This is a genomic window from Roseateles chitinivorans (assembly GCF_050632145.1).
GTDB classification, from domain to species: domain Bacteria; phylum Pseudomonadota; class Gammaproteobacteria; order Burkholderiales; family Burkholderiaceae_C; genus Roseateles; species Roseateles chitinivorans_B.
Genome location: NZ_CP192577.1, coordinates 618302 through 629227, shown reverse-complemented (window position 1 = coordinate 629227; position 10926 = coordinate 618302). Strand labels below are relative to the sequence as shown.

13 protein-coding genes are annotated in these 10926 nt (G+C 69.6%); 8 read left to right on the top strand and 5 right to left on the bottom strand.

The window, feature by feature from the left end; all coding sequences use genetic code 11:
- Positions 1-58: 58 nt before the first annotated feature.
- Positions 59-529, top strand: a complete 471-nt coding sequence (locus ACQ86G_RS02905; RefSeq protein WP_088404959.1) for an Lrp/AsnC family transcriptional regulator — start codon at positions 59-61, stop codon at positions 527-529.
- Between the two features lie 60 nt (positions 530-589).
- Positions 590-1288 (top strand): CBS domain-containing protein, encoded by a 699-nt coding sequence (locus tag ACQ86G_RS02900; protein ID WP_431050192.1) that lies wholly within the window; start codon positions 590-592, stop codon positions 1286-1288.
- A gap of 27 nt (positions 1289-1315) precedes the next feature.
- Here the strand turns inward: ACQ86G_RS02900 and ACQ86G_RS02895 are convergent, their stop codons facing one another.
- Positions 1316-1768: a hypothetical protein gene (locus ACQ86G_RS02895; protein WP_431259234.1), complete on the bottom strand. Its 453-nt coding sequence runs from the start codon at positions 1766-1768 to the stop codon at positions 1316-1318.
- Positions 1769-2053: 285 nt separating this feature from the next.
- Between ACQ86G_RS02895 and ACQ86G_RS02890 the strand changes: the two genes are divergently transcribed.
- Positions 2054-2605, top strand: coding sequence for a protein phosphatase CheZ (locus ACQ86G_RS02890; protein ID WP_431259233.1), 552 nt, complete (start codon positions 2054-2056; stop codon positions 2603-2605).
- A 55-nt stretch (positions 2606-2660) separates the two neighbouring features.
- Here the strand turns inward: ACQ86G_RS02890 and ACQ86G_RS02885 are convergent, their stop codons facing one another.
- Complete coding sequence (locus ACQ86G_RS02885; RefSeq protein ID WP_431259232.1) at positions 2661-3479, bottom strand: zinc-dependent peptidase; 819 nt, start codon at positions 3477-3479, stop codon at positions 2661-2663.
- Positions 3480-3814: 335 nt separating this feature from the next.
- Here ACQ86G_RS02885 and ACQ86G_RS02880 point away from each other — a divergent pair, with 335 nt between their 5' ends.
- Positions 3815-4201, top strand: coding sequence for a hypothetical protein (locus ACQ86G_RS02880; RefSeq protein WP_431259231.1), 387 nt, complete (start codon positions 3815-3817; stop codon positions 4199-4201).
- A 125-nt stretch (positions 4202-4326) separates the two neighbouring features.
- Positions 4327-5133, top strand: a complete 807-nt coding sequence (locus ACQ86G_RS02875; protein ID WP_431259230.1) for a lectin — start codon at positions 4327-4329, stop codon at positions 5131-5133.
- A gap of 14 nt (positions 5134-5147) precedes the next feature.
- On the opposite strand, the gene ACQ86G_RS02870 is transcribed toward ACQ86G_RS02875, so the two are convergent.
- Positions 5148-6299: a 3-deoxy-7-phosphoheptulonate synthase gene (locus tag ACQ86G_RS02870; RefSeq protein WP_431259229.1), complete on the bottom strand. Its 1152-nt coding sequence runs from the start codon at positions 6297-6299 to the stop codon at positions 5148-5150.
- Between the two features lie 383 nt (positions 6300-6682).
- Positions 6683-8146 carry a metalloprotease TldD gene (gene tldD, locus ACQ86G_RS02865; protein ID WP_431259228.1) on the bottom strand — a complete coding sequence of 488 codons (1464 nt, stop codon included), beginning with the start codon at positions 8144-8146 and terminating at the stop codon, positions 6683-6685.
- Positions 8147-8373: 227 nt separating this feature from the next.
- Between tldD and ACQ86G_RS02860 the strand changes: the two genes are divergently transcribed.
- Positions 8374-8715 (top strand): hypothetical protein, encoded by a 342-nt coding sequence (locus ACQ86G_RS02860; protein WP_431259227.1) that lies wholly within the window; start codon positions 8374-8376, stop codon positions 8713-8715.
- 93 nt (positions 8716-8808) lie between these two features.
- Here the strand turns inward: ACQ86G_RS02860 and rsmI are convergent, their stop codons facing one another.
- The gene (gene rsmI / locus ACQ86G_RS02855; RefSeq protein ID WP_431259226.1) at positions 8809-9768 is read right to left on the bottom strand and encodes a 16S rRNA (cytidine(1402)-2'-O)-methyltransferase; all 960 of its coding nucleotides are present in this window, start codon (positions 9766-9768) and stop codon (positions 8809-8811) included.
- On the opposite strand from rsmI, the gene ACQ86G_RS02850 reads away from it, so the two are divergent.
- Both ACQ86G_RS02850 and ACQ86G_RS02845 read left to right on the top strand, forming a co-directional pair.
- On the top strand, positions 9767-10237 hold the full coding sequence (locus tag ACQ86G_RS02850) for a YraN family protein (protein WP_431259225.1): 471 nt from the start codon (positions 9767-9769) through the stop codon (positions 10235-10237). The genes rsmI and ACQ86G_RS02850 overlap by 2 nt on opposite strands.
- Before the next feature lie 33 nt (positions 10238-10270).
- Positions 10271-10840, top strand: coding sequence for an SIS domain-containing protein (locus ACQ86G_RS02845; protein ID WP_431259224.1), 570 nt, complete (start codon positions 10271-10273; stop codon positions 10838-10840).
- Positions 10841-10926 lie beyond the last annotated feature (86 nt).

Here is a 10926-nt window from a genome sequence, read left to right as displayed (position 1 = left end):
GCTCCGTTTACTAGTGCGGCGGCATGGATCGATCAATTCATACTCAGAAGGCGCGGAAATGGAGAATGAACGTTTCGATCGGGCGACCCGCTTGATCCTGGAGGCGTTGCAGGCCGACGCGCGCCAGAGCACGCAGCAGTTGGCGGACAAGGTGGGGCTCTCGGCCACGCCGGTCTGGCGCCGCGTCAAGGAACTGGAGGAGCGTGGCGTGATCCGGCGCCATGTGGCGCTGGTGGATCGGGAGCAACTCGGCCTGTCGATCTGCGTCCTGGCGAACGTCAGCCTGGTGCGTCACACGGAGGGCGCGGTCGATGCCTTCGAGGCGATGGTGGCCGGCAGTCCGGAGATCGTCGAATGCCAGGCCATCACCGGCGAGGCGGATTACGTCATCAAGATCGTCGCGCCGGACATGAAGGCCTACGACCAGTTCCTGCAGAGCAAGGTGTTCCGCGTCCCGGGCGTGGCCAGTGTGCGCAGCAACGTGGTGCTGCGCGAGGTGAAGTACGAGACCGCCTATCCGGTGCCGTGATGGTGTTCCTGCGCGTTCTCCTCAATGGGCATCGTGTTTTCGACGTGAGATCCTGACGCCATGTTCTCCGTTTACGGCACCTCCGGAAAGATCCTCACCGGCGGCCTGGAGCAGGTCCGCGACCTCGCCCCGGTGCAGGCGGTGGCGCGCACGCGCGCGGTGGCGCCGATTGCGCGTCAGGGGGACCTGACGCCGTCGACCGTCGTGCTCGCGGGCGTGGGGCAGGGCGCCGGCGGCGGTGTCGGCGGCGGGCCGGGATTCGGCCCGTCGGCCTACATGGCGCACGAGGCCCTCGCGGCCTATGCCGGCGACACCACGCGCGTGCCGCTCACGCAGGTGCATCAACTGATGAGCCGCAAGCTGATCAGCGTGATGTCGGGTTCGTCGCTGCGGCAGGCGATGCGGACGATGTCTCGCGTCGGCGTCGCGCAGGCGCCGGTGCTCGGGGAACAGGGCGAGGTGCGCGGGCTGGTGTCGCGGGGCGATCTCACACGCGGTCTGGCGGAGGATCTCGAGGAGATGGCCGAGATCATGGTCATTGCGCGGCGGCTGGCCGCGCCGGTGGATGACGTGATGTGGACGCCGGTGCCGGTCGCCCAGTCCGATACGCCGCTGCGGGAAGCGGCCCAGCTGATGCTCGACCTGGGCCTGCCCGGTCTGCCGGTCGGCGACGACAACGGCCGGTTGATCGGCTTTCTCTCGCGCAGCGACCTGCTGCGCGGCATGACGCACGAACCGCCGCTGGACCTCTGGTCCTGAAGCGCGCTGCCCCTCGAGCCCTCGAGGTCAGTACTTGCGCATCCCGCGGTCGGCCTCTTCCTGCTCGATCGCCTGCAGCGTGCGCCAGTCGGTGCACACGAAGACGCCGTCCTCGACGATGCGGTCCGGCAGCGAGCCGTCGCCGCGGGCGACCTTCCCGTCCTTGCAGATCAGCGTGCCGCGCGCCGAGCCCTGGTCCTGAAGCGCCTTGCCGATGACCATCGAATCCCGCGTGTACAGCGTCAGCATCAGCAACGCGAACAGCACGCCCAGCATCAAGGCCACGCCGACGACGATGTCGCTGACGTCGCGCAGGGCGGACGGTGGCGTCGGCGCCGCCGCCTGCGCACGAGGCGCGGCGGCGAAGCTGCGGCCGTCGTCCCGCGAGGCGCTCGACGGTGAGCGCGACGTGGACGTCGAACCGGATCGCGTGTTGGCGCGAGACAAGCCGGGCGAAGGACGGGTGGTGGCCATGTTCATGAGACGGATCGCTTTGCCAAAAAGACACCAGCAGGGCGGACCGAGGACGGACGAGACGAAGGCTACAGGCGACCGGCCCCGTCAACTACTTAAATGCGGGGCTCCCCACCAAAAATGCACGGGTGACCCCACCCCTTTCCGTTGGTTACAGCAGTTGCAGAACTAAGATTTCTGCACCTCAAGAGAGCGCTTTCCGGGCGCTCCAAGCGCCCGAAGTGGCGCAGTGCGCACACCGCGCGAATCCACACGCCGACCCTGCGTCCACCTTCGCGAGCTCGATCCACCATGTCTCACGCCGATACCCCTCTCACGGCCGCTGCGCATCAGGCGCTGCAGAAGCTGTCGCACGAATTGCCGGATGCCTGCGAGCGTCTGGACTACGTCAAGCGCATGACCGACCAGGCCGCCAACAAGGTGCTGGGCATCGTCGAATCGGCGCAGGACGATGCGCAGGCCGTGGCGCGTCAGGGCCTCGAGTTGTCGGAATCGTTGCAGCGTCTGGCCGCCGCGCCGGACCTGAGCGTGGAGCGCGCCCGCGCGATGATGCGTCTGTGCGCCGCCTATGCCGCCGGCGCCGCCGGCTTCGCGGACCGCGTGAAGGGCCTGCAGACCGAGATCATGATGGCGCAGGACTTCCAGGACCTGTCCGGCCAGGTGATCAACAAGGTGCTGGGCATGCTTCGCCCCGCGGAGGCGCCGCTGCAGCAGCTGCTCGCCGCGCAGGGACAGGCCGCGTCGGCCACCGCCGAGGAAGAGCAGCTCGCCGGCGTGCAGACGCCGGACAAGGCGCTGCAGCAGGACGACGTCGACGCGATGCTGGCCGAAATGGGCTTCTGAGCCCGCTGCCAGACCTTCAGCAGGCGTTCGACGAACGCCCCGTCCCCCTCCCGGTTCAGGACCAGAGCATCGGATCCACCTCGTAGTAGCGGCGCAGTTCCGCATACAAGGCGGGATGCGCCTGCGCCAGCGCCCACGGCTGCCCGAAGAAACGCTCGCTTGAGACGGCGAAGAACTCCGCCGGCTCGGTGGCCGCGTAGTCGCCCAGCGGATCGGGTTCGCCGGCGGCCAGTCTGGCGCGCAGCAGGTCGAAGCTGTTCTGCATCACCACCGCCCAGCGCGCCTGCCTCGCCCGGCTGCCCAGCCAGGGGGCGCCGTTGGCCATGCCCTTGACCTGATCGAGCTGGTGCGCGAATTCATGCACCGCGACGTTGTGGCCGCGCTCGGGCTGCGCGGCGTCGCGCAGCACGTCGTCCCAGGAGAGCACGACCTGGCCTTCGCCCCAGGACTCGCCGCTCAGCACCTGGCGGTCCTGCATCTGCAACGGGCCTTGGTGCCGCACGCGATCGACGATGAACGCGCCGGGGTACACGAGCACCGTGTGCAGCTTCGGGTAGTAGCCGCGTGCGCGGCCCAGCAGCGGCAGCGTCGCCAGCGCGGCGATGGTCACGCGGACCTCGTCGGTGATGACCTGGCCGGCACAGCCGATGAAGGATTTCTCCGCGAGGAAGACCTGCATCTGGCGCTTGAGCTTCAGTTGCAGGTCCGCCGGCAGCCGCGCGACCTGCGGCACGTTGCGGCGCAGGATCGTGCGCCACGCGGCGGGGAAGGCCTTGGCGCGCAACCGGGCGCGGCGACGCGCCTGCCGCCAGGAGTGGCTCATCAGCCAGAAGCAGATCAGCGCCGCGATCAGCGCGAGCAACAGCAGGGTCATGGCGGGGAGCGCATCGGCGCTTCGCTGCAGGACTTTGAAGATGCGCGCCTGCCGATCGCTTTTCAAGGGCGGGTCAGGTGTTGCCGCTTGCAATCGTTGTTCGAACAGGCGTGCGGCGCCGACGCGACGAAGTCGGGCCCGCGGGGCGATTGACGGTCGGTGCGAGGGCGTGGAAGCCCGGCCCCGTCCTCCGCGACCCGGACAATTTCGGCCTGGACGACCGCGGACTTGAGCGCTGATTGAAGCGCCGCCACCAGACGGTCGCCTTGTTACGAACAGACGAGCATGAGGGAGGGCGGCGACCGGCTGGAAGGTGCGGTGGCCGTCGAGGCGATTTGAAGTTTTCGGAAGTGCAGGCGACGTCGCTGAGGACGTCGCCGTTCGACGTCAGTCCGCTGCAGCAGTACCGCGCGAAGGTCCAGCAGGAGATGCTGGACGGCCCGCCGCCGTCCGTGGTGCTGCGACTGTCCCCGTTCATCGGAACGGAAGGGCCGCTCAAGGAGATGTACGCGCAGAACAGCGCCGACGTCACCTACGGACGTCATCCGCTCGGCCAGACCGTGCCCCCGGTCAGCCGCGTCGAGACACCGGCGTACTCGCACGGCACCTACACCGCCGCCAATTTCCCGGACCTGCGCGTGCAGGTCGAACTCGGCCCGATGCTCGTCAGCCATGTCGATCGCACCGGCGGCACGCCGCGCGTGCTGGACGTCACCGCCTGACCCGTCTTAGCATCGCCTGAAGACTCGTGCGACTGGCGCGCGGATCGGGCGACTGGCGGGAGGACGCGATGGATCGACCAGGTCAACAAGATCGGCAAGGGGCACAGGATCGGCGCGCGCGCTGGATGCGCCGCGTCATCGCGGCACCGGTCGCCGCGGGGCTCATGCTCGGCGGTGCCCCGGCACGGGCCGCGGAGCAGACCATCGAGCTGAATTCGCGCGGCGGTTATCAGAGCTACCGGCTGCCGGACGGCGCGACCGATGTGGACCTCGTGCAGCAGACCGCCGGCGGCTGCCGCTTCGGACGCACCTGGGGCTTCGACCTGACCAGCAAGGAGATGTGGGTCGACGGCGGTTGCGGCGGCCGCTTCAGGATCACCACCGCGGCCGCCGGAACGGGCGGCGCCGGCGACAGCGCAAGCTCCGGCAACTCGGACAATTCGAGCAACGTCGGCGCGGCGATCGCCGCCGCGGCTGTGATCGCCGGCATCGCGCTGATCGCCAGCAACAAGGACAAGGATCGCGACAACGACGGTGACTGGCAGGGCGACCCCGGCTGGAACAGCCGCCAGATCCGCGGCAAGGGCGGCCTGTGTCTCGATATCGAGGGCGGCGCGCGTCCCGGTCGCAACCTCATCGTCTATGACTGCAACAGCGGCGGGAACCAGCGCTTCGAGTGGAACCGCAACGGCGAGCTGCGCGTCTCGGGCCTGTGCCTCGACGTCGCCAACGGCAACAACTCGGACGGCGCGCGCGTCATGGCCTACGAGTGCAACGGCGGCGCCAACCAGCGCTGGCGCACGCGCGGCGGCGAGATCCGCAGCCTGGACTCCGGCAAGTGCCTCGACATCGAGAACGGCCGCGCCCGCCCGGGCACGGCCGTCATCATGTATCGCTGCAACGGCGGGGACAACCAGCGCTGGTCGTGGTGACCCGCGCGGGGTGATCAGCGCGCGACGGTCTCGGTGCGCGCGGCGCGGACCGCCTCGCTGAGCACGTCCAGCACCTCGATCGAGTCGTCCCAGGCCAGGCAGGCGTCGGTGATGCTCTTGCCGTATTCCAGCTTGGACGGATCGTCCTTGCCGGGGCTGAACTTCTGCGCGCCGCCCTTCAGGTGGCTTTCGACCATCACGCCGAAGATGCTGGTGCCGCCGGCGCGGATCTGCACGGCGATGTCGCGCGCGACGTCCAGCTGGCGTTCGTGGTTCTTGCTGCTGTTCGCATGCGAGCAGTCGACCATCAGCCGCGTGTCGAGCTTGGAGGTCGCCAGGTCCGCGCAGGCTGCCGCGACGCTGGCGGCGTCGTAGTTCGGCGCCTTGCCGCCGCGCAGGATCACGTGGCAGTCGCGGTTGCCCTTGGTCTCGACGATCGCGACCTGGCCGTTCTTGTGCACGGACAGGAAGTGGTGGGGCCGCGCGGCCGCCTGGATCGCGTCGGTCGCGATCTTGATGTTGCCGTCGGTGCCGTTCTTGAAGCCGATCGGCGCCGACAGGCCCGAGGCCAGTTCGCGGTGCACCTGGCTTTCGGTGGTGCGCGCGCCGATCGCACCCCAGCTGATCAGGTCGCCGATGTACTGCGGCGAGATCACGTCCAGGAACTCCGAACCCGCCGGCATGCCCAGCCGGTTGATCTCCAGCAGCAGCTGGCGCGCGATGCGCAGGCCCTCGTCGATGCGGTAGCTCTCGTCCAGGTACGGATCGTTGATCAGGCCCTTCCAGCCCACCGTCGTGCGCGGCTTCTCGAAGTAGACGCGCATCACGATCTCCAGCGTGTCGGCGTGCTGCTCGCGCAGCGTCACCAGGCGCTTGGCGTACTCGAGCGCCGCGGCCGGGTCGTGGATCGAGCAGGGCCCGATGATCACCAGCAGGCGGTCGTCCTTGCGCTGCATGATGTCGCGGATGCGCTGGCGCGTGCCGACGACGAGCTGCTCCATGGCCGTGCCACGGATCGGGAAGAAGCGGATGAGGTGTTCAGGAGGCGGCAAGGGCGTGATGTCCAGGATGCGTTCGTCGTCGGTCTGGGAGGTCTTGTCCTGCGGCGAATACCAGCGCTCCGCCTGCGTGGCGCTGGGATAAGGACTGGTCGACTTGGCATTCATGGGTGACGCTTTCAGTGGTGGGCTGCTTGACGCTGGGTGCTCGGGGCCCGGCCGAAAAAACCGCCGGGCTTTGGGCCCGGCGGTTTTCGAGGATTCTTTGGCGCTCTGCTTATGCGTTCGCCTCTCCTCCGCCGGGGCGGTGCGAGAACCAAAAATAAGCAAAGTAAAACTTGGGTGCGGAACGCATGGGCCAATAGTGCCTGTGCTCACTGCGGCACGTCAAGCGCCGCGGAGTGACAGTCGCCCGATTCGTTTGACGAGATCGGACAAGTCATCCTTCGCCAAAACGCCAGCAGAAGTACGAACCCGGTGGCCACACAAGGTGGGCACCGGGTCGGTGAAGCAGGGCGGCGCGCCCGAGGGCGCGTGGTGATCGCGCAGGGTCAGGCCGTGCCGCCGACGGTCAGCCCGTCGATGCGCAGCGTCGGTTGGCCGACGCCCACCGGCACGCTCTGGCCTTCCTTGCCGCAGACGCCGACGCCGGTGTCGAGCTGCATGTCGTTGCCGATCATGCTCACGCGGGTCAGCGCGTCCGGGCCGTTGCCGATGATGGTCGCGCCCTTGACCGGGTACTGGATCTTGCCGTTCTCGACCCAGAAGGCCTCGCTGGCGGAGAACACGAACTTGCCCGACGTGATGTCGACCTGGCCGCCGCCGAAGTTGGTCGCGTACAGGCCCTTGTCGATGCTGGCGATGATCTCCTTCGGATCCTTGTCGCCGCCCAGCATGTAGGTGTTGGTCATGCGCGGCATCGGCATGTGGGCGTAGCTTTCGCGGCGGCCGTTGCCGGTGGGGGCGACCTTCATCAGGCGCGCGTTCATCGCGTCCTGGATGTAGCCCTTGAGGATGCCGTCCTCGATCAGCACGTTGCGCTGCGAGGCGCAGCCCTCGTCGTCGACGTTGAGCGAGCCGCGGCGGTCGGGGATGGTGCCGTCGTCCAGCACCGTCACGCCCTTGGCGGCGACGCGTTCGCCGATGCGGCCGGAGAAGGTGGACGAGCCCTTGCGGTTGAAGTCGCCTTCCAGGCCGTGGCCGACGGCCTCGTGCAGCAGCACGCCGGGCCAGCCCGGGCCGAGGACGACGGTCATCTCGCCGGCCGGGGCCGGGCGCGATTCGAGGTTGGTCAGCGCCGCGCTCACCGCCTGATCGACGTAGGAGGCGATCATCTCGTCGGTGAAATAGGCCAGGCCGAAACGCCCGCCGCCGCCGCCGGAACCCACTTCGCGGCGGCCGTTGCTCTCGGCGATGACGGTGACGGACAGGCGCACCAGCGGCCGCACGTCGGCGGCCAGCGTGCCGTCGGCGCGGGCGATCAGGACGACCTCGTGCTCGGCGGCCAGGCCGGCCATCACCTGCGCGATGCGCGGGTCCTTGGCGCGGGCCAGGCGCTCGGTGCGCTCCAGCAGGGCGACCTTCTGCGCGCTGTCCAGGCTGGCGATCGGGTCGGCGTCGCCGTAGAGCGAGCGGCTGCCGGAGATGACCGGCTCGGTCGGCACCTTCACGCGGCGGCTCTGGCCGGCCGACGCGATCGCGCGCACGGTGCGGGCGGCGTCGAGCAGCGCGGCTTCGGAGATGTCGTCGGAGTAGGCGAACGCCGTCTTCTCGCCGGCGACGGCGCGCACGCCCACGCCCTGGTCGATCGAGAAGCTGCCGCTCTTGACGATGCCTTCCTCCAGGCTCCAGCCCTCCGCGCGGGTGGTCTGGAAGTAGAGGTCGGCGTCATCGACGCGGTGCTCGGTGATCAGGCGCAGCGCCTGCGAGAGCGACGCATCGGTCAGGCCGAAGGGTTCGAGCAGCTGGGCACGGGCGGTGACCAGGCGGGCGAGGGTGGGTTCGCGCGAAATCATCGGCTGATTGTAGGCATCGCCCGGGGCGTCCGCTCGCGGGCAGTGGCGACCCTCCCGGGGTGATGGTGACCGGCAGCCGCCGGTCCTCCACGGCGAAGGGGCGGTAGCGATCCGTAGCAATCGCTTCACCGATCTTTACGGCGACCCGGTCACCGTTTCCGACGGGCGTCTCGTTGTCTCCTCAGCGGCAACGAAAACCGCCACCAACCCTCCCAAGGAGAACCTCGATGAAGCGCATGTCCCTGTCGATCGCCCTCGTGTCCAGCCTGATCGCCGCTTCGGCGTTCGCCCAGACCGCCGCGCCGGCCGCGACCGCGACGCCGCGTGTCGACCAGCGCGAAGCGAACCAGCAGCAGCGCATCGCCAACGGCGCCGCGTCCGGTCAGCTGACCGCCAAGGAAACGCAGCATCTGGAGAAGCAGCAGGCCCGCGTCGACAACGCCGAAGCGAAGGCCAAGTCCGACGGCGTCGTCACCGCCAAGGAACGCCGCCAGCTGCAGCGCAAGCAGGACGTCGCCAGCGCGGACATCCGCCGCGCGAAGCACAACGGCAAGACCGCGGGCAACTGATCACCGGGTGACCGCCGGTTGATCGTCTGAAAGCACGAACGCCCTCCGGGGCGTTCGGCGTTGGTGGGACAGACCGTCCCGGCGCCGTCGGATTCAGCGCGTCCCGTCGGGCTCGACCTCGGCGCCCTCGTCCTCGTCGCCCACGGCCTCCTGCTTCCACTCGAGCGCCTGCTGGTACAGCGCCTTGCGCGACTCGCCCGTGAGCTCGGCGGCGAGCGCGGCGGCCTGCTTCAGCGGCAGGTCGCGCACGAGCACGCGCAAGGTGCGCAGCGCTTCGTCGGGCAGGCCGTCATCACCGGAAACCGCCGGCGCCGCATGCAGCACCAGCACGAATTCGCCGCGCTCGCGCTGCTTGTCCTCCGCCATCCAGGCGGGCAGCGTCGCGCAGGGCGCGGTGTGGATGGTCTCGAACTGCTTCGTCACCTCGCGGCAGACGGTGAGCGTCTGCTCGGGCGCGAGCTCGGCCAGCAGCGCGATCAGCTCCTGGATGCGGTGGGGCGCCTCGAACAGCACCTGGCTGTACGGCGCGCCGGTCAGTGCCTGCAGCGCACCGCGGCGCTCGGCCGCCTTGGTGGGCAGGAAACCGACGAAACGGAAGCCCTGCGCGCGCGCGTCGCCGGCCACGCTGAGCGCCGCCGCGGCGCTGCTGGCGCCGGGCAGCGGCATGACGCGCACCCCGGCCCTCGCGGCCGCGGCGACCAGGACCGCGCCCGGATCCGAGATCGCCGGCGTGCCCGCGTCGCTCACATACGCGATGCGCTCGCCGGCCAGCAGCCGCGCGACCAGCCCTTCCGCCGCCTGCTGCTCGTTGTGCTGATGCAGGGCCACCAGCGGCTTGTGCAATCCGAGCCAGCGCAGCAACTGAGCGCTGACGCGCGTGTCCTCGCAGGCGACCGCGTCGACCAGCCCCAGCACGTGGATCGCGCGCAGGCTGAGGTCGGCGAGGTTCCCGATCGGGGTCGCGACGACGTAGAGCGTGCCGCCCGGATGTTGCTGATGACCGGCCGCGGCGGAGGCGGCGGCGATCAGCGAAGCGGACGGGGACGTCGACATGTTCAAGAAATTCTCCAAGGGAAGCACGGGCACCACGGGCAGCACGGGCGCAGAGGCCGAGGCGGCCGCGGTGGACACGCAGGCGCGCGGCGCGCACGCCGAGCAGCGCGCCCTCGATCATCTGACGCGGCGGGGGTTGCGGCTCGTGGCGCGCAATTATCGGGTGGCCCGCGGACCGTCCGCGCGCGGCGGCGAGGTCGACCTGATCCTGCGCGAGCGCGACGGGACGCTGGTCTTCGTCGAGGTCCGCGCCCGCGGGCACGACGCGCATGGCGGCGCGGCCGCCAGCGTGACGCGGCACAAGCAACGGCGTGTGATCTTCGCGGCGCAATGTTTCCTGCGCACGCAGCGGGTCGTGCCGCCGTGCCGTTTCGACGTCGTGGCCATCGACGGCGACCGCATCGAGTGGCTGCGCGGCGCCTTCGACGCGGCGTCGCCGTGGTCGCGGGACGGCTGGACGCCCGATTGAAGGGGCCCGTCCGCCTTTATCATCCCCGCACCTATGTTGGAACAACGCATACAACAACAATTCTTCGAAAGCGCCGACCTGCTGTACCAGATCGCCGAGGGCCTGTCGCGCCCGCTGGCGGTCGCGGCGCAGATGATGGTGGACGCGCTGACGGGCGGCGGCCGCGTGCTGAGCGCGGGCCTGGGCATCTCGGCCGCGGACGCGACCTACATGGCCTCGCTGCTGTCGGGCCGCTTCGAACAGGAGCGTCCCGGCCTGGCCGCGCTCGCGCTCGATGCGCAGGCGCAGGGCTACGCCGATCCGGCCTCGGCGCTGATGCGCCAGATCCAGACCTTCGGCCATCCCGGCGACCTGCTGCTGCTGTTCGAGGCGCAGGCCAGCGGCGCGGCCGCGGCGCTGCTGCAAGTGGCGCACGGCCAGGAGATGAGCGTGATCGTGCTCAGCGGCACGCAGGACGACGACTGGCGGGGCACGCTGCTCGACACCGACGTGCAGCTGCGCGTGCCGCACAGCCGCTTCGCGCGGGTGGCGGAGGCACACCGGCTGCTGTCGCACTGCCTCAGCGACGCGATCGACCTGCAACTGCTCGGCGCGGGGGAATGAGCGTCGCCCCCCTGCGCCCGCTCCCGACTTCAGCCCTCCGACTTCAGCCCTCCGATTCCTGCCCCCGATTCCTGACCCCGACGGCG

Coding starts and splice junctions, on each gene's coding strand:
- ACQ86G_RS02870 (WP_431259229.1), bottom strand. CDS start 6,299: ATGAATGCCAAGTCGACCAGTCCTTATCCCAGCGCCACGCAGGCGGAG.
- ACQ86G_RS02905 (WP_088404959.1), top strand. CDS start 59: ATGGAGAATGAACGTTTCGATCGGGCGACCCGCTTGATCCTGGAGGCG.
- ACQ86G_RS02900 (WP_431050192.1), top strand. CDS start 590: ATGTTCTCCGTTTACGGCACCTCCGGAAAGATCCTCACCGGCGGCCTG.
- ACQ86G_RS02895 (WP_431259234.1), bottom strand. CDS start 1,768: ATGAACATGGCCACCACCCGTCCTTCGCCCGGCTTGTCTCGCGCCAAC.
- ACQ86G_RS02845 (WP_431259224.1), top strand. CDS start 10,271: ATGTTGGAACAACGCATACAACAACAATTCTTCGAAAGCGCCGACCTG.
- tldD (WP_431259228.1), bottom strand. CDS start 8,146: ATGATTTCGCGCGAACCCACCCTCGCCCGCCTGGTCACCGCCCGTGCC.
- ACQ86G_RS02860 (WP_431259227.1), top strand. CDS start 8,374: ATGAAGCGCATGTCCCTGTCGATCGCCCTCGTGTCCAGCCTGATCGCC.
- ACQ86G_RS02875 (WP_431259230.1), top strand. CDS start 4,327: ATGCGCCGCGTCATCGCGGCACCGGTCGCCGCGGGGCTCATGCTCGGC.
- rsmI (WP_431259226.1), bottom strand. CDS start 9,768: ATGTCGACGTCCCCGTCCGCTTCGCTGATCGCCGCCGCCTCCGCCGCG.
- ACQ86G_RS02890 (WP_431259233.1), top strand. CDS start 2,054: ATGTCTCACGCCGATACCCCTCTCACGGCCGCTGCGCATCAGGCGCTG.
- ACQ86G_RS02850 (WP_431259225.1), top strand. CDS start 9,767: ATGTTCAAGAAATTCTCCAAGGGAAGCACGGGCACCACGGGCAGCACG.
- ACQ86G_RS02885 (WP_431259232.1), bottom strand. CDS start 3,479: ATGACCCTGCTGTTGCTCGCGCTGATCGCGGCGCTGATCTGCTTCTGG.